This window comes from Shewanella sp. YLB-07 (assembly GCF_009377275.1).
The window spans coordinates 42,792-61,328 of record NZ_VOQB01000011.1 but is presented as its reverse complement, the minus strand read 5'-3'; the positions used below and the strand labels follow the sequence as shown (position 1 = coordinate 61,328).

Annotated in this window: 15 protein-coding genes; 8 read left to right on the top strand and 7 right to left on the bottom strand. The window is 40.4% G+C overall.

Annotation, left to right across the window (positions count from 1 at the left end; genetic code table 11):
* Position 1 precedes the first annotated feature (1 nt).
* Together FS373_RS21530 and FS373_RS21525 are read left to right on the top strand one after the other, a co-directional pair.
* Complete coding sequence (locus FS373_RS21530; RefSeq protein ID WP_194165917.1) at positions 2-598, top strand: bacteriohemerythrin; 597 nt, start codon at positions 2-4, stop codon at positions 596-598.
* Positions 579-1,256 (top strand): NapC/NirT family cytochrome c, encoded by a 678-nt coding sequence (locus FS373_RS21525; protein ID WP_227993120.1) that lies wholly within the window; start codon positions 579-581, stop codon positions 1,254-1,256. The genes FS373_RS21530 and FS373_RS21525 overlap by 20 nt, the downstream gene beginning before the upstream one ends.
* 688 nt (positions 1,257-1,944) lie before the next feature.
* Here FS373_RS21525 and FS373_RS21520 read toward each other — a convergent pair.
* Positions 1,945-4,596 carry a hypothetical protein gene (locus tag FS373_RS21520; protein ID WP_152830563.1) on the bottom strand — a complete coding sequence of 884 codons (2,652 nt, stop codon included), beginning with the start codon at positions 4,594-4,596 and terminating at the stop codon, positions 1,945-1,947.
* Positions 4,597-5,552: 956 nt separating this feature from the next.
* Between FS373_RS21520 and FS373_RS21515 the strand changes: the two genes are divergently transcribed.
* From FS373_RS21515 to FS373_RS21505, 3 genes are all read left to right on the top strand, one after another.
* The gene (locus FS373_RS21515) at positions 5,553-6,230 is read left to right on the top strand and encodes a hypothetical protein (RefSeq protein ID WP_152830562.1); all 678 of its coding nucleotides are present in this window, start codon (positions 5,553-5,555) and stop codon (positions 6,228-6,230) included.
* Between the two features lie 159 nt (positions 6,231-6,389).
* On the top strand, positions 6,390-6,662 hold the full coding sequence (locus tag FS373_RS21510) for a hypothetical protein (RefSeq protein ID WP_152830561.1): 273 nt from the start codon (positions 6,390-6,392) through the stop codon (positions 6,660-6,662).
* A gap of 230 nt (positions 6,663-6,892) precedes the next feature.
* Positions 6,893-9,478: an AAA family ATPase gene (locus FS373_RS21505; protein WP_194165916.1), complete on the top strand. Its 2,586-nt coding sequence runs from the start codon at positions 6,893-6,895 to the stop codon at positions 9,476-9,478.
* Positions 9,479-10,221: 743 nt separating this feature from the next.
* Here the strand turns inward: FS373_RS21505 and FS373_RS21500 are convergent.
* Positions 10,222-11,019 (bottom strand): class I SAM-dependent methyltransferase, encoded by a 798-nt coding sequence (locus FS373_RS21500; RefSeq protein ID WP_152830559.1) that lies wholly within the window; start codon positions 11,017-11,019, stop codon positions 10,222-10,224.
* Between the two features lie 356 nt (positions 11,020-11,375).
* Here FS373_RS21500 and FS373_RS21495 point away from each other — a divergent pair, with 356 nt between their 5' ends.
* Positions 11,376-12,251 carry a hypothetical protein gene (locus FS373_RS21495; protein WP_152830558.1) on the top strand — a complete coding sequence of 292 codons (876 nt, stop codon included), beginning with the start codon at positions 11,376-11,378 and terminating at the stop codon, positions 12,249-12,251.
* A gap of 78 nt (positions 12,252-12,329) precedes the next feature.
* A complete protein-coding gene (locus tag FS373_RS21490) occupies positions 12,330-12,998 on the top strand; it encodes an NAD(P)H-binding protein (RefSeq protein ID WP_144044699.1) in 669 nt (222 codons plus the stop codon).
* Between the two features lie 31 nt (positions 12,999-13,029).
* Here the strand turns inward: FS373_RS21490 and FS373_RS21485 are convergent, their stop codons facing one another.
* Positions 13,030-13,857 (bottom strand): rhodanese-like domain-containing protein, encoded by an 828-nt coding sequence (locus FS373_RS21485; protein WP_227993143.1) that lies wholly within the window; start codon positions 13,855-13,857, stop codon positions 13,030-13,032.
* Positions 13,858-14,117: 260 nt separating this feature from the next.
* Here FS373_RS21485 and FS373_RS21480 point away from each other — a divergent pair, with 260 nt between their 5' ends.
* Positions 14,118-14,513: a ribonucleotide reductase subunit alpha gene (locus FS373_RS21480; protein ID WP_152830557.1), complete on the top strand. Its 396-nt coding sequence runs from the start codon at positions 14,118-14,120 to the stop codon at positions 14,511-14,513.
* Positions 14,514-14,593: 80 nt separating this feature from the next.
* On the opposite strand, the gene FS373_RS21475 is transcribed toward FS373_RS21480, so the two are convergent.
* The 4 genes from FS373_RS21475 to narH form a co-directional block, all read right to left on the bottom strand.
* Complete coding sequence (locus FS373_RS21475; RefSeq protein WP_227993117.1) at positions 14,594-15,424, bottom strand: peptidylprolyl isomerase; 831 nt, start codon at positions 15,422-15,424, stop codon at positions 14,594-14,596.
* A gap of 142 nt (positions 15,425-15,566) precedes the next feature.
* Positions 15,567-16,244 (bottom strand): respiratory nitrate reductase subunit gamma, encoded by a 678-nt coding sequence (gene narI, locus FS373_RS21470; RefSeq protein WP_144044696.1) that lies wholly within the window; start codon positions 16,242-16,244, stop codon positions 15,567-15,569.
* Positions 16,245-16,253: 9 nt separating this feature from the next.
* Positions 16,254-16,988, bottom strand: coding sequence for a nitrate reductase molybdenum cofactor assembly chaperone (narJ, locus tag FS373_RS21465; RefSeq protein WP_322619548.1), 735 nt, complete (start codon positions 16,986-16,988; stop codon positions 16,254-16,256).
* A 4-nt stretch (positions 16,989-16,992) separates the two neighbouring features.
* Complete coding sequence (gene narH, locus FS373_RS21460) at positions 16,993-18,531, bottom strand: nitrate reductase subunit beta (RefSeq protein ID WP_144044694.1); 1,539 nt, start codon at positions 18,529-18,531, stop codon at positions 16,993-16,995.
* Positions 18,532-18,537: the final 6 nt, after the last annotated feature.

Genomic DNA, 18,537 nt, shown 5'->3' with positions numbered 1-18,537 from the left:
CATGTTTCTTCTGTCAATTCTGATCATGGCGCTACTTATCATTGTCATCCTAAGTTTCATGCTGGGCTTTGGTCACCCACTGCCCTGGATTGTCATTGGCGTCTTGGTCACTATCGGTATTATTCATGACAAGTTGCTTAAGAAAAAACAACTGGTATGGCAAGACAGCATGGCTACAGGCATAGCGCTTATTGACCATGACCATAAGCGACTCATCATGCTGATCAATATATTTCAAGAGGCCACTGAATTTAATATTTCAGAGCGCAAGGTACAGTTAGCACTAGATGAAGTGATCCGTTACACCAAATACCACTTTAATCGTGAAGAGCAGTTGATGGCGCTCAATCAGTACCCTGGATTAAAGGAGCACCAGCTTCAACATCAACAGATGATCGATGAAATAGAGTTATATATGAAGGAGTACCGCAGCGATCCCGATGTTGCACTCGATCATATTCTCCAATTCCTACAATCTTGGTTAATGAACCATATCAAAGGCAACGATCGGCAATATATCCCCTACCTGACCATCACCAAGCTTGATGACGATGCTGAGCTCCATAAACCAAGGATTGATGATGCTAAGCCTCTATAGGAAGATACTCAGCAGAAAGATAATCTTTGGCAGCACTGTGGGAGTCGCTATCTTCTTTATGTTTATTGGCGTGATCTATTGGGGTGCCTTCAATACCGTACTGGAGGAGACTAACAAAATGAGCTTCTGTATCAGCTGCCACGAGATGAAAAATAACATCTATCCGGAATATCAGCAGACGGTTCACTATCAAAATCGTACCGGAGTTCGCGCTACATGCCCTGACTGCCATGTCCCAAAGGAGTGGGAGTACATGATGGTCAGAAAAATTAACGCATCGAGAGAGCTATTTCATAAACTGATAGGCTCTATCGACACCACTGAGAAGTTTACCGCAAAGCGTAAAGTGCTGGCAGAAAGAGTATGGGCAAGTATGAAGCAGACAAACTCGAGGGAGTGCCGTAATTGTCATAACTTTGATGCAATGGATATCACGGCTCAACAGAGTCGCAGCGGTCTGGTTCATCAGCATGCACAGAAACGAGATAAGACCTGTATCGATTGCCACAAGGGCATAGCTCATCAACTTCCTGAGGGAGTAATAGCCTACAAAGGCGGCAGCGATGAGGACCATAACTATTATGAATCTCAGCAGTTACAATGCTATCAATGCCATCAAGATATGCCAAAAATAAAGGAGGAAGACTGGGGATTTTGAACCATTTGTACCCCAAAGTTAGCTAGCCTTCGAATGAAGGCTTAATACATTTTCTGTTTTTAGCTTCTGGCTGAGTTGATATTGGGGAGTGTGTTTGAAGATCGTTCCTTCATGGTTATCTATCGCCTGCAGCGTGCTTAAGTGCAGATACTTCTACGAAACGCCGTCAATCCGTCCATGGAGGCTCTACCAAAACATCCTTGTTTTGGAAGCTCGTAGCCGCATCTACACCTGGCTGATTCACAAGAAAGGTTTCTCTTCGATTTGGGTTTTATTGGTTGAGCAGCTAACTCAGAAATGCCCCAAAACGTGTTTAAACTCTTGTTTAACCTTAAAGCGCCGTTATGGATTTGTAATAACAAAACTAATGATCTCGAAGCACGCTCTATGAAACTGAATGACGTCAATTTTTTGTGTTCTAAATGGTTTTTAATGTGCATTTTTACGTTTACAATCCTTGTGGACTCAACGATCCGGGATCTTTGCAACTGAGCCACAAAGAGCTAAGAGATAAACGAGTTAAAAAGCTAAGACAAACAACCTTGACAGGAATATATGTCTTAGTTATTTAGATGAATAAAGCTCCCCCGTAACTAAGGCGAGCTTTCAGATGTCATGTTGCAGTAAGTTCAAAGATAGAATCGCTCACTGCAACCCCTGAAAACCATCTGTAGATAGGATATTGGGTCTATTCCGTCCAGAACCCTCCGCGAATAAATTTTTCTTCTGTCCCCTTTGTATTCTTCTCTGCAGCTAAGTAAGCGCCAAGTTTGTAAGAATAATTGTCACTTTGAAAACCATTCACTGCACCTACGACAGATAACTCTCGACCGTTTGTTTTTGTCATTGTCGTTTCTAGACCTTTGGCAAAACTAGCAGACTGAGAAAACCCAAACCCTTTAGCCTCAACACCAATACTGAAGCTTGCACTGTTTTCAGAATACTTTCCTGAAATATTTTCAGTAAGCTGGCCGATAGAAATTGCAGAACCAACTTTAATCTCTCCTAAATTGTTGTGGACAGTTACGCCGTTATTTACGAAAGCGCTGGTTTCATACTTTTCTAATACTTCCTTTCGTGATGGGTAGCTTCTTACATCCCCAGCAACCACATTAAATAAATGTTCAAAACTGAATAGTTTATTCCCAGTAATCGTATTTATTACTTCATATTCATCTAGTGTCATAATCAGCGTTTCAGAAGAACGAGGGATGAGAATATCGGCACTCATCCCAATCATATCATTAAGCTCGCTAGGCCCTTTAAAAATGGTATAACCATAGCGATCAAATGGAATCACTTCCAGGATTAAGATTGGAGAATCTCCAACATTATCTTCAATATAAATTTCATCTGAAAAAGTAAGCGATTGAACTTTTTCTTGTGACTGGCCAAAAGCGTAGCTTAACCCTGCGGAGATCCCCGGGATGGTTACATCAAAGCCTACACTAGTTGATACAGCTACACTAGATGAGTAAGCGCCTCCAGACTCTTTCATTTGAACGATTTCTCTGTCAGCATCTTGTTGTATATCATCCTCTAAGTAATACGGTACAGGCTCTATTGCATGCGTTAATACCGGCTGGCTAAAGTTAACAGCATGACCACCTGAATACTTCAGTGTCACTGAAACATCGTTTACATCATATCCTGCAATAGTTGGTTTACTTCGATGATAGGGGGCTTCAATAATAATATCAGGACTGACTCTCAGCGTTGGGGCGACGATATCATTTCTATTAACTCCACCTAACTCTGCATATTTAACGTCTTCTATATTTGTTGAGACATCAACAAATATGCTGTTATCAATATCAATTAAACTTATTTTATTAACCGACCACTTATTAGCATCACTATCTAGCCATGTAAGGATTAACTCTTCTCCTTCTTTTCGTGGGATAACCCCTTGGATTGGTCGAGCGATATTTAAATCTGATGCTGTATACTCATTAAAATCATCAGAGAAATGACCTGCAGTCCATACCATAGCTTGCGAAGCATCCCCTCCTAAATTGAACGATTTAACTCCTACTAGGTTCTCTTTGGATGGATCATATACAGAAATATGACTACCAAACGCAACATAGTCTTGCCCTATTCCCAACAGATCGGCTGCAACCATGGATGTTTGGTAACCGAACGTTTCTTTGTGCCATTTTGACTTCTTATGTTTAGCAATGAATAGCTTATCATCCATCGTGAGTTTACCGTTTTCGAGTTCATCCAAAGCGTAAACCATAACCTTGAGCTCGTAATAGATAGTATCAGCGACACCTAAAGCTATTTGTTTTCTTGGTTCTGCGGGGTTGAAATTACCCACTGCAAACGTATTCGCTGCATAAGCATTACTCACCGTATCGGTGAAACGTTTACTAAGCAGTGAATTATAGCCAGTGGTCCCCGCTGATAATATGCTTAAATGACCGAGGAACTTATTAGGCTCATTGGCTGTATGTGCTTGACGCTTAGCTAAAATAAGTAACTCTTCACCCGCCAGAGAGCTAACGTCGGCAGTCTTAAGTTGCAGGAATGCTTCAAAACCGTCGTCACCTATACCCATCATCGTAAGGCGATATGAAGCCGCAATTGATTGGTTATATTTACTTTCAATATCATATAGATTATAAAGATAAACTATTCCATTATAACCAACGGCAAGTAGCTCATCATAGCCGTCGCCATCATTATCAACCAGTGTCGCTACAATCTGATTTTTGCTATTGTCCACATTCTTAGAAGGTAGCGTAAAGGCACCACCATCTTCGGTTGTTAGCGTGATATGATTACCTTTATATCGAATCCTAATAAATGCATAATTATTACCTTCATCTGCTTCCAGTACTATTTTTATCGGGGTTTTTAGCAGCCCGCCATTGATGGATTCAAAATTTGCATTAAGATCGACATAAGAAAGATTATCTAACTGATAAGCAGAAAACCCCATTTGGTCAACGAAGAACTCTCCACCTAAATCAGATTGATTATGTATATGGCTGTTACTTGTTAGTGGTTGTTCGTTAAATGTAAAACCATATGGGTCCGAAAAAGATTTGAATTTCACTCCCCAGCCAGGAGTAAACTTGCCATATACGAAATTGTGAACTGGAGCTGCTTCCATCAACTTTACTGGGGGAGAATAGTCAGGATCATGTTGTTTGGTTATTGGGTTGTATGGTCTGTTATCTATGGATAAAATAGGTAGACCAAGTTGAACTAAAGCATCGACATATTCATCTTCTGGTATGGGTTCTATTGAGCTTTGATGTATAAAACCCTCTGCATTAATAAAAAGCGGGGTTAGCAATAAAGCGAGAGGAAGTAAAAAAGTTTTATTCATTATTTATCCATATTAAAAACATTATTGCACCTTCGGCTGGAACAACACACTAAAAAATATTAATTTAGTACATAACAAGCAGAAGGTGAAACGTATAAAACAACACAGCAAATATTAAACTTGATGGATTTTAGTCACTACTGCCTAACAGGACAGTCCCCTATATATTATTAAAAGTCACTACTTAGATTAATGTTCAATATGAGGATGCAAGCACAAAGTTAATTATAAATAAATGGTAATTAAAACAATCATCTTAACTTCCATTTAAAAGTTAACCAGTTAATAAACTTCCTACTCAATGACATGATTTACTGGATTTTATAAGCTTGAAGTTATTGACAAACTTATGATCTGTATCAACTTACTGTCAGATTATTACTTGAGTTCAGTATCAATGAACAATATTTTAAATTGTTCTCTTACATCTAACACTTCTTCACCATTATATAGAGTTTAAGAACTAACTAATTTTTGTCCAGATATGTCTTAGAGTGATCGCTCTAAGCCATTATTGTCCCATTATGTTTTAGCACCAACATTTAGTTATGCACATACCCTACCTATTTCCCATATTTTTTCTTATAGGTTACAGGTCGATTTATTGAGAAGTTAAGTTATAACAAACTGAAAATAAAATCACAGCACTGTATACATCGATCTAGTCACATGTATAATAACCGTAAGTAGGAAGTGGTGATGACATATTAGAGCTTAAGAAATAACACATTTATGCCAAAGACTCTTTTTACTTCTCGTTATGTAAAACGTGAAAATTATCGATTATCAAAACTCTCGATTTCTCCACCCCAGATGATCATTACTTGGTAATGGTCTTACTGATAAGTTGCTAAAAAATTACGAATAAGTACCACTGTAATGACTAGGTAAGCTTATGGCATTAGCGTGTTTATCGGGACTCGCGCTAATAAGACGTTATATTTTTAGGATTATCAATGGAAGACGTTAGTAGATTAAAGAGTATAGTAGAGCTATACTTTAATAAAAAATACAAGTTATTTAAGCCTAAATATGCTAATGGTGACGAACTTAATAAGTGGTTCGAATTTGAAAGTCGAGCTGATTTTTTAGATTCCTATTTAGATTATTACCGACAATTACCAGATTTAAAGTCTGCAATTATCGATGGTTGCTCATCAAAGTTTAAAATATTATACGAAGGTCAAGAGTATGTATTGAAACATACGCATCAAGAAGAGTTTGAAGATAGTGATGGAAATATCAGAGGTGTGAAAAATATTGTATTGTCTAGTATGGCATATAAACTTATTTCTCAAGAAAAAAAATTAAAAGAAGCTAAGGCATTTGTCGATGTTTATGAAATAGTAAAGACAATAAAGGTGCCTGGCTTTGGTGAGTTATCAAATTACGATGCAGCCATACGTATATCAAGTTTTCTTGGTTTTAAACCAACTGATATTTACTTGCATGCAGGTACTCGTACTGGAGCACAATATCTTGAAGATAAAGGGTTACTTCCTGAGGATTCATTACTTGAAACAAAATTACCAATAGATATTTTCCCAGAACAAATTCAAGAGCTAGAAGCTTTTCAAATTGAAAACTTTCTTTGTTCATACAAACACGATTTAAAAAGTTTAACTAATTACTAAAAACGCTAATTTCAGCTAACAAATTTTTTCTGCTAAAGTAAGTGAAAATCTCAATATAGCCATAATCTATTGTTGCGTACGTATATCCAAAGTACATAGGAAATACGCGCACGCCGTAGATTAAAATGTTAACTTAAAACTCGAAAAAGAAGAAGCTCAATGATAAATGTTAATATTAATAATGATAAAGATATTGTAAATATTTCAGAAATTCAATTGGTAATAACTGGGTTACTAAATGCGAATTGCTCTACGACGGATGCCATTCGAGAGATTGAGAACATTGCAACTGCTACACGCGATTTAGATACTGCCGATTTTGCCCATGTAGCAGCTTACTATCATATTAGAACTCAAACAACGTTGAATTCTATTTGTTCTATTCATATAGGGATGTGTACAAATGGTAAACTTATCTTTAATCATCAGTAAAAGTTCACAAACCCATCAAATCGGACTCCAAACACTTGGCATTTTCACTTCGTTCATGGTAAGTAATTTGGAAGTTTAGAGTATTCAAAAAATGAAACCAGCGCGGTCTTTATGCCGCGTTATTAATAATAAGATTATTCATTAAGTAGAGGATGTTGTTTAACATCAAAGCAATTGCTTACTTTTTGCAGCATATTCATATGCTGACACATATTACAAATAGGATTTGTATGACGCAAATAGCGAAAGTTGTTACGTGGGTAAATAGGGCTAAAAAGCCGCTATGGTGGAGACAGGTAATTCGTAGAGTCATGGAGCAGGGAGAGCTTCAACAGCAAGATTTACAGCTTATTTACCAAGTTGCAAAAATGGAATTAGGTCTGCTTCCAAAAACTGCTGACTTTCCTAATTACATTAAAGCCGTTGCGGTTGCAGGGTTTGAAACCGAAGCCGCACCAGTAACCTTAGCAAGTTTAGGCAATGTAAAAAATGTCTCATCTTTAATTGAAGATGTAACACTAAATTTTCCAATTGAGGGTTTAACAGCCGTTTATGGGGATAATGGTGCTGGTAAATCAAGCTATGCAAAGATACTGAAAAGTGCATGTTTAACTCGCGGTGATGTCCCTGTTATTACTACCAATGCTTTCAACCCTTCAACGGTTCCATCACAAGCTACTTTAGGCGTGTCAGTTAACGGTGCCGCAGTAGTTGAAAGTATCTGGACTATTGGCGGTGAACCAAACTCAGAGTTGAAGTCTATAAGGGTATTTGATTCTCACTCTGCAACAAACTACATTTCTAAAACAGACAGTGTTGAGTACAAACCTGCAGAAGTAAAATTACTGGATGAGTTGAGTAGAGCTTGTCAATTTGTGAAGGACGAATTGACTCGTGAAATGGTTCCATTTAGCACCCCTTACAGAATACCTGATTTAAATCCATTATCTAAGGTGAGTGCTTTTTGTAATTCGCTAGTTACAGCCACACAAGCCACATTAGATGCTCAATGTAGTGGTGAAGGTGAGTTGCCCGAAATAGCTCAATTAAAAAAAGATATAACTGAATTAAGTGGGAAAACTCCTGCTCAAGTCAAAGCTGTTTATATAACCAAATTAAAACATCGTGAACCGCTATTGGCTTTCCTTAACAGTCTATGTGCAAAACTAGGTGATGAAAACCTAGCCAAAATAGGTTTGTTATACGATGATAAATTGACCAAGTTGAAGGCTGCTGAAAAAGTAAGACAGAGCACATTAAATGGTTTACCAATTGAAGGGATCGGCAATGATGCTTGGAAGCAAATGTGGCTCCATGCACAGAACTTCATAATTGGTAATGGTGATGATAAAACTTTCCCTCCAGTTGAAAATGAACACTGTCCTACTTGCTTGCAACCGATAGGAAAACAAGCTGCTGAAAGGATGTCTAGGTTCAATAATTATATTACAAATCAGTCTCAAGTAGATGCAGGTAATGCAACTAATGCTCTAACTTTACAGATGAATTTCATAACTCAATTGAGTTTTGACCTTAAACCGTATGATGGTATTTTTGCGGAAATTGGACAGTCTACACCTGAAGCTATAGACCAGTTCAACATCCTTATACAGCAATTGTTTGACAGGAAGAACAGCCTAATTTCTGCGAAACCAGCATTTATTCATCCAGCACTCGATATGAGATTTATACAACGACTATCTCAGCAAGTTGAGGGGATAAAAGTAAAAAGGGACAGTGTTGTTGATGATGGTACGTTAGCTCAGACAATTAAGGTTAATCAGGACAGACTAATAGAGCTTGAAGATCGACAGAAGTTATCTGCGCATAAAGAAAATATCGTTATAGAAATAAATCGTATTAAGACATTTGGACGTTTTAATACAGCCTTATCTACAACTAACCTTTCACTTATTACGCGATTTATATCGGAATTGTCCAAAACTGGCAGTTTGGGCTTAATTAATACTGCATTTGCCAAAGAATTAGCAGCGTTAAACTTTCAAAGTTTTGATGTAGAAACTAAAACTCAAGGTTCTGCTGGCCAACAGAAATTGACTTTACAGGTCTCAAGGTATGCGTCAAAGATAGGGCATATCGCCAGTGAAGGTGAGCAAAAGTGTATCGCTTTAGCTGGTTTTATGGCCGAACTAACGATTGATAACCGTAAGTCTGCCATCATTTTTGATGATCCAGTTAACTCATTAGATCATAAATGGCGTAGGTTATTTGCAGAACGGATAGCCGTAGAGTCACAGCAACGTCAGGTGATCGTGTTGACTCATGATTTACCATTTTTGGTTATGTTGAGAGAAGCTACTACTGACGGCTCGTTTAACTTATTGCATATTGCCCAAAGAGGTCAGTATTCAGGCTTCCCTGTCGGTCGTTTGCCATGGGATGCTATGTCCACAAAAGACCGAATAAAATTCCTACGCCAACTAGTTGTTGACTTGCGAAGGTACTGCAACGACTTAGAACAGTTCATCGAGGATGATTACAAAGAGAAAGCAAGATACGTCTATGGGAAGCTGCGAACTACTTTAGAAAGATTGAGTGAAGAGTGGTTGATGGGTGATGTAGTTCAACGTTTTAGCCGGAATGTCCAGATCGGTAAGATATCTAAACTATTAAAAGTTAGTGAGCCAGAAGTTACTTACATAACAAACATACACGATAAATGTTGCCGCTACATCGATGCTCATGATAACGCAGCAGGGCTTGGCGTGGTTGCAATGCCTAACATTGACGAACTAGACAAAGACATCGAAGGTTTAGTGACATTTTTTGGGGAAGTAAAAGATAACAGGAAGTAGTATTTCGAGATGTGAATATAGACTTGTTCGCATACAAGCAGGGGGTGATAATAGCACCCCAGCGAGTCATTTTCAATGACTCTATATCTCGCTTAAACTAAGCCGCTGCGCGGAGCCTAAAAAGGTTCAATCGAGTGTCTAACCGACTTTGAATCAGTTAGACTTAAAGAAGTGTGAAGGAACACAAGCATGATAAAGGAATTTGAATGAAAAACTTACCATTAGCTCGATTTCAATTGATGAGTTCAGCTCTACAGCCCAGAGCCAGCATCAAAAAAAGAAAATCCCTAAATAGATATGTGGGGTCAATAGATATGTGGGGTCAGTGTAAACTTTATTTGAACACCATACATTTACTAATCCCACGACCTACCTTTAGACCCTTTGCTCTAAATGATTTTTGTCCACAAACGAGTTAATGGCCAGTAAAATTCAAATCGAAGAAGCAAACATTCAGGTGTAAACGCGGCTGTGACCGTCCGTGACAAGGATGTCACGGCCGAGGCTATAGGGATATATTTACGCCGTGTCACAGAAGTTTTTGCACTTAAGGTCGCTCTTAGGCATCCATGCCTTCACGACATTCGTATATCCATATACAGCACCCACGGCAGGTGATAGATAAAATTAAAGTTGCGATCTTCAATCAACTAGCCAAACATCAAAGTCGCCCAATGAACCGAACTCAACAGATATTTAAGCAACTTGTTATCCGACAATGTCCAAAGCCTGCGTATAAATTATCACTGCGCTTTTTTCACGAATTTATAGATAAATCTGTCAGTCTTACCCCGTGTCTCTTTCTCGAACACATTGATCGACTTATTGTCGTTAGGATTTCTTAAGTAAAAGGCCTCCTCGACCAGCTTAAAGCCAGCTTCGGCCATCTGATACCTGACGATATTCGAGTCAATCCTATGCACTGAATTTGGCGCATCATAGCCTGAACCTCTGATGGCTTCATGATCGATAATAATAAATACACCATCATCTTTCATCGATGCCTTTATCTTAGCCAGCGCAGCCTTATGATCGACTGCCTGCTCGCGAAACTCTGTTCTCTCACCCGTTTTCTCATCTATGTTATAGGTGAAGAAAAGGTCATGATAATTCAGTGCCGTAAAGGCGATATCTATGCTCTTTGCTGGAATGTCCATATCAGCAATATCTATCTTATCCAGACGAGTAACATTGGACAGACGGTTAGCCTTAGTCCGCTCGGTAATCCCCTTCTCGGCGAAGCGCCAAATCACGCTATCATTTTGCGCGTATACCTTGCCTTTACTGCCTACGGCCATCGAAAATAACTCAGAGTACCAACCGCCACCGGCGAACAGATCCAGTACCTTATCTCCCTGTTCCACTCCAGAAAAATGCATCACCTCGGCAGGCTTACGTGCCTCATCGCGGGCCTTATCTTTAGCAGGGCGCCCACTGCTCACCATCAGTTTATTGAGATCCAACATGGACAGTGGCGTGGCAAGCACAGACGTTGCGGTAAAGCTTGTTGCCAGCAAGAGAGCTAGAGCAGAGATTCTCATCATCATTCCTTTATATTCAGAGTAAGCAGATATTGGATTTAGCTATCATGATTAACGGGCATCAGGTTACTGATAATATCGATTGGTATTAGTACAGTAATGTCCTATTAATCTCGAGTGATACAGGTGAGCTAATTGTTACAGATTATTTTATGCCGACTGCCAACTACAACTCCTATTCCACAGAGCTGCCAGCCTTGAATTTCCTCTGTTTGATTCCAGCTGCCATCCCCACAGGACTGGCTCTGTTAGCTCAATAAAAGCTGACTATTCATCCTTTGTAACACTCAAACACCTGATAAAAGCGCTTAAATATCTTAAGTTAAGATTGACTCCATCATTCAGGAAACGTCCATATGAAGCCAACGGCACCACAGATCCCCTATCGGGTACTATTGCCTATCGCCGTCGGATTCATCTGCTTTGTTATTTCAGCTCTCGAGCTCAGCCATGCAACCCAGCTCGATATCAAGCATAGTGGATTATCGAAGCAGCAAGCCAAAACGGTAAACCTATGGATCACTCAAGGTATCGATGCGGTTGAACAGACGCTTTCACCTATCCCTATGGACTCGCTGACCATAGAGGTCGTAAGAAAGAGATATGCCCGAGAACCTGTACCTTTTGCGCAAGTGGATCGCGGCTCACCGACTAAAGTGAAGCTTCAGGTTGATGCCAATGCATCCTTGCAGGAATTTGTCGATGACTGGACCCTGTATCATGAGCTGTCCCACCTTTATCTGCCTTATCTTGACACCCCCTCATTTTGGTTAAACGAAGGCTTTGCCACCTATATGCAATATCTGACCATGCTAGGCGCTAAAGTAATAGATCTAAGCCAATATGAAGCTCGCATGAAAGATGGCTTTGACCGGGGTAAAGCAAGAACCCGCTCACATCCAGGAAGGCTCAGTGATGTGTCTGATGATATGTGGAACAGAGGTGCCTTTACCCGAGTATATTGGTCGGGAGCCGCCTACTTTGCCGAAGTTGACAGGGCCTTAATCGCCCGAGGAACAGATCTCACCCATGTCATAGGGCAATATAGCCAGTGCTGTTTACGTCAAAATAGCTCTGGCTGGCAGCTCGTCACGCAACTGGACAAGGTAAGTCGTAGCAAGATATTTACCGATACTTACCTTGAGTATTATCAACGTCGGGATTTCCCCTCGATTTCTCCAGGAACACTCCAGAAAATTAGCCACCACTATCATTCAGAAACAGAAGCTTAGACCACTCCTCTCTCTATTCGCAGATCTTGAGAGTTAGCGTATGATAAATAAAGTTGAAGATAACAGGCTGAAATAGTAATGGGACATACCGCACTAGTTATAGGCGCAACCGGAGTAGTAGGTCGTGAGCTTGTCGAGCTACTAAGCCAGTCAGCCGATATAGAAAAGGTGACTGCGGTAACTCGCCGCCCCATAGAATACAGTTCGGATAAAATCATTAATTGTGTGGTGGAATTCGACCGACTAGAGCAATATTCATCAGCCTTCAAAGCCGATATTATCTTCTCCTGTTTAGGCACCACATTAAAGCAGGCAGGTTCAATCGAACGACAAAGACAGGTCGATGTCGACTATCAACATCGAGCTGCCAAATTAGCTCGAACCAATGGGATAAAGCACTATCTATTAGTCTCATCCAGTGGGGCTAAGCCTAACAGTTCAAGTGCCTACCTAAGAATGAAAGGCGAATTAGAAGCTAAGGTGGCTGAACTAGGCTTTACGCGGATCAGCATTATTCAACCTTCCCTGCTGTTGGGCAATCGTCAAGATTTTAGATTTGGAGAGAAACTAGGCGCAAGCTTGCTTCCCTTAATATGCCGACTTCCGGTATTGAGTAAGTACCGTCCAATAACAGGTAAACAGGTCGCCGTTAAGATGTGCCAAATTGCACTTCAACAAGTAGCGAGTGTAGATAATAATGACGAGCCTAAGCTGCAATACTATCGACTCGATGAACTGTTTGATTAAGCTCACTTTGAAATTCAGCTCGGGGCTAGATTTAGTCATATTCTGAAGGGCCTAAGTTAGCCTCTAGGTAGCCCTTCAAACCTCCAGCCATAAAAAAGTAATTCTTCACCCCCTCCTTCTCAAGTAAATACTGTAACCAGCGGGTTTGCTTACCTACTGCGTCATAGATGAGTAAGGTTAACCCATCCTTTTTCGCTTTCTTAATTAAGCCTATAATTTTGTCAGATGAAGCGACGCGGGTGACTTTAGTCAATATGATCACATCCCGTTGAAAGTGTTCCCTGATATCTATCACCATGACCTTTTTGCCTATTGCTGCAACAAAATCAGCGGGCGGAAGCAGGTGAGCCTGACGCAAATCATCATCGATTAACTTATCCAAGGAAACCGGGCTCTCACCTAATAAGACTGCCGCATCCGGGTGTGCCTTAGTCCAACCAAAGATCCCTAAGTCAAACGTCGACACATCTTTGATGCCGAACTTAACTGCCTTATCACAGGCCTTATAGGATTTTGCGCAAGTGATGCCATTACAATAAAACACTATGGGTCTTGAGTCCCTTTCTCTAATCTTCATCAAGCGGGTAATAAAGCCTGCGTTGGATATTGAAATATTGACCGCATTCTTAATATGTAAGGTATCGAATTCATATTTTGATCTAACATCTACCAGCACAGTAGAGTCTAACAGACGATACAAGTCTTGATGAGATATGGTGGGAATGTCACGATATTTTTCTCTGAGAGGAAATTGAGTCACATCGGCAGAAAACGCCATTTGAACGAAGAAAATAACAGACATAAAACTGATGCATAGAAATCTGATAAAACGAGAAGATATTTCCCCTTTCTTAATCATCACACTGTCCACCATTACTGAGAAAACATCACCAAAATTGACTTTCAATAAAGTTTAGTCAGCCCAAGCATGACCCGCAAGCCATTACATTTAAATCAACGACTTGGTAACCCCCTACAACAGTAGGCACCCTATAGAGTTGGCTTAGCCGATTAACCACAAGACAGAGGCTTAAAGATAACGACTTATTAGTTACCCTCATAGTCGAATGGTATATAATAACCACACTTTTTTTATGGTTAAATTAAGGCTTAAGCAAGATGATAAAAATGTTTAAAGAGCTATTAACAATGACACAAGAACAATCAAATCCACAACGTCTTTTACTGCTCTTCGCCAAGGCTGAAGCAAGCAATACTAAAAAGAGCAAGAAACATCAGCGTGGAACTATTTCACCTGTTATGTGTGTTGACAAGTTACCAGAAGAGATCAGCACTTTCGCTACATTAGTTAAAGAAGCCGACGCGATCAATAAAGACTGGGATTTCATGTTTATTGCAAGCTTAAGTGGGGAAGAGGGGCAAGCGCCAAGTACTGAAGATGCAGAGCCGTTTTTAAATAAAATGGCAAATGATATTGAAACAGGCAATGGAATGGGTCGCTATGTCATCTTTGACAGAGATGAAAACCCCATCGAATTAGCCATAAACGATTAATCTTACCTCAGTAGTGACTAGCAGAACTAGTCACCACTTATCAAATAGTAAAAGCATGAACCTGTCATATTTACACGTGATTAAACATGGATATTCTCATCTAGAAATCTCACTTGGATACCAGAAATATCAGCCTTCTCAACTAAACGGTGTATATAGGCTTGAATCGCAAGATGTGATGAACGATGAACCAGATAGCCACGGATCTTATCTGCAACCATGACATAATCAAGTGACTCCCCTTTAATTTTACGTGCTATATTAACAACATGAAGTCCATAACGAGATTCGATTGCCTTTGTCGCTAATCCTTCAGGCAGTAACATCAACTGACGCTCAAACTCAGGCACTGTTTGACCAGCACTGATCTGGCCTAACGCTCCCCCGGTCTCTTTAGAGGGACAAGCTGAATGATGCTTAGCAAGTGATGCAAATAATGTAGGATCTTTTTGCAGTTGTGCAATGATATCTTCTGAATCTGTTTTAGCATCATCACGTCCTTCAAAATCGTCTTTTGCGGCTGCTAATAAAATATGATCAACTTCCATTAATGGTCTGGTAGCAAATTTCTGGCGATTGTTCTCGAAGTAACGAAGGCAATCATCTTCGCTAGGATCATCATAACTGACCATCTGCTCAAGTAGCCGCTGAACGTTTGATTCTTCATTGCTTTCAGAGATATCAAAACCTTTAATTTTTGCTTGTTCAATAAGGAGTTGACGAATAACGAGTGTTTGTCCAGCCTGCTGAACAACCACATCAAAATAACTATTGGCATGATATTGCAACTCATTAGCAAGAGCTATCTCTTCGATGGTGACCCCGTTAACTGTAATAACAGGCAGTGATTCTTTAGAGGGGATTATAGGGGTACTTGCGCCACATGAACTCATAATTACGACTCTTTTCATTAGACATGTTTAAAAAAATTGGTCTATCTCTATTGGATTGTTCAGCTAATTAAAACGCTTTTTTTCGCCAAAATTATTGATTAGCCAACCTTAATCATTAGGGCTCACTATATAAGTAAAGTAAGCCCTAGAAGTTACCGAATTAGCGCTGACGTACAATCTGGTAGTTACGTGCAAAGTACTTCACTGGCACACTGATTACATGGACTAGACGTGTGAATGGGAAGATCATGATTAACGTAAGGCCGACTAAGATATGAACTTTATAGACAATATTGACCGAATTAATCGCTTCTGCCGCTTGCACACCTTGTAGTGTGACGAGACTCTGTGCCCAATCAGCCAGTAATGCCATTACAGAACCATCTAAGTGGTCCATAGACACAACAATAGTCATCAATCCCAGTAGCACCTGTATCAGCAACAGGCACAATACCAAGATATCTGAACGCTTGGAGTTGGCTCTTACACGTGCGTTAGTTAAACGACGTTTAATCAACATGACCAGACCAATAAGACAGAAAACACCAAATGTGCCACCACTGACCATTGCCAATAACTGTTTATTTGGCGTAGAGATCACATGATGATAGACAGACTCAGGTGTTAATAGACCCACAAAGTGACCCGCTAAAACAAAAATGACACCAATATGGAACAGGTTACTCGCTACGCGGAACCCTTTTTGGTCTAAAAGCTGACTTGAGTCCGCTTTCCATGAATATGGTTCACGATCATATCGAATCCAGCAACCAACAACCAACACAGTTAAAGCAATAAAGGGATATATCCCAAAAAGTAAAAAATTTAAATTTGACATTATTTCTCCTTACAATCCTGCAACTTGCGCAGCATCGGCATCATGCCACCTAATAGGCACTTGATTTACAGTATTAGGATCAAGTGATTTCTGCGAATGGTGAATACCTGATTTCGGGCAGTCCCCAACCATAGGATCATCAAAGCGAATCTCTTTATCTTCCCACTCTTTATCAATTGCCTCGACAGTATCATCTCGTACCTCTTTGCTGACTGTATCAACAATTTCTGCGCGGTCGACTTCGACTCCGGACACTTCGATAAGTGAATCTAGAAGCACATTATAATGGCACTTGCGCTCAATCAATCGCTCTGACAACATTGTTAAAATGTGACAAATATCCCCTAACCACTCTTGGATATACACTGGCAATTTCTCACTCAAATACTCAAGATACAGAGGGATATAATCTGGCAGCTGAGATGAATCAACTTCAAAACCATTAGACTTATAGACATTCATCAGATCTACCATCGCCTGCCCACGGTCACGGGATTCACCGTGAACGTGTTCAAACAAAAGTAGAGAAAGTGCACGACCACGATCAAACAGTAAGTCATAACTTTCCTGAGCGTCATATAACTCCCTTGCAGTCAGTTGGCGGATAAACTCCACCAAGGCCGCACGGCTTTGAGCACTGAGTTCATCCGACTGCTCCACTACACTTATCATTTCATCGGCAGCGCCAAACAGCGCTTCAGTTGGATAATCTAATAGACGTGAAACAACTTTAAGGATCAGCACAGTATTACTCCTCCACACTCACAGTTTTAATAATATGACGGCGAGCGACCTTCTTACCGCCGAACATATTCACGCCATTACTACCATCGCTACAACCATTACCGAACGTGAAACCACAGCCGCTCTTCTCACCGTAAGCCTCTGGTACATTCATCTCACGATGTCCGCTTGGAATAACGTAACGATCTTCATAGTTTGCGATTGCAAGGTAGCGATACATCTCATCAGCTTGCTTCTTAGTAAGACCTGCTTGCTGCAGAACTTCTAGATCTTCAATACCCTCAACGTTTTCAGCACGCTTATAAGCACGCATTGCAAGCAGACGCTCAAGCGCTCTGACAACAGGCTTTTCATCGCCCGCAGTTAGAAGGTTAGCAAGGTATTTAACCGGAATACGTAGGGCCCGCACATCGGGGATAACGCCAGCTTTGCCAAGGGTACCTGATTCAACAGCATTCTGAATTGGGCTTAATGCTGGAATGTACCAAACCATAGGCAAAGTACGGTATTCAGGATGTAAAGGAAGCGCTAACTTCCAATCCATCGCCATCTTGTATACCGGTGACTTCTGTGCAGCTTCGATTACAGAGTCTGCCACACCATCTTTACGCGCCTGAGAAATTACAACTGGGTCAAATGGGTCAAGGAATACTTCGAGTTGTTTCTCATACAGATCTTTTTCAGATGGAGTAGATGCCACCTCTTTGATCTTGTCAGCATCATAAAGCAGCACACCTAAGTAACGAATACGGCCAACACAAGTCTCAGCACAAACTGTCGGCATACCAGCTTCGATACGTGGGTAGCAGAAGATACACTTCTCTGACTTACCTGACTTCCAGTTATAGTAGATCTTCTTGTATGGGCATCCAGAGATACACATTCTCCAACCACGACACTTCTCTTGGTCAATAAGAACGATACCGTCCTCTTCACGCTTATAGATGGCACCTGATGGACAAGATGCAACACAAGCTGGGTTGAGGCAGTGCTCACAAAGACGTGGAAGATACATCATGAATGTATTTTCAAACTCGCCATACATCTGTTTCTGCATGTTGTCGAAGTTTTTATCTTTACTACGCTTTTCGAACTCAGTACCTAAGATCTCTTCCCAGTTCGGCCCCCACTCAATCTTCTCCATACGCTTTCCTGTGATGACAGAGCGCGGACGAGCTGTTGGCTGGTGTTCTACAATCGGGGCAGTGTGCAGATGCTGGTAGTCATAATCGAATGGCTCATAATAATCATCGATCTCTGGCATATTCGGGTTGGCAAAGATACTCGCTAATACACGAAACTTTCCACCTATACGAGGTTGAATATCGCCATTAGACTTTCTTTCCCAGCCTCCATTCCATTTATCCTGATTTTCCCACTCTTTTGGATAACCAATACCAGGCTTAGTTTCAACGTTATTGAACCAAGCGTATTCAACGCCTTCACGCGACGTCCATATATTTTTACATGTAATAGAACAAGTATGGCAACCAATACACTTATCAAGGTTTAGCACCATACCTATTTGAGAACGTATTTTCATGGTTCT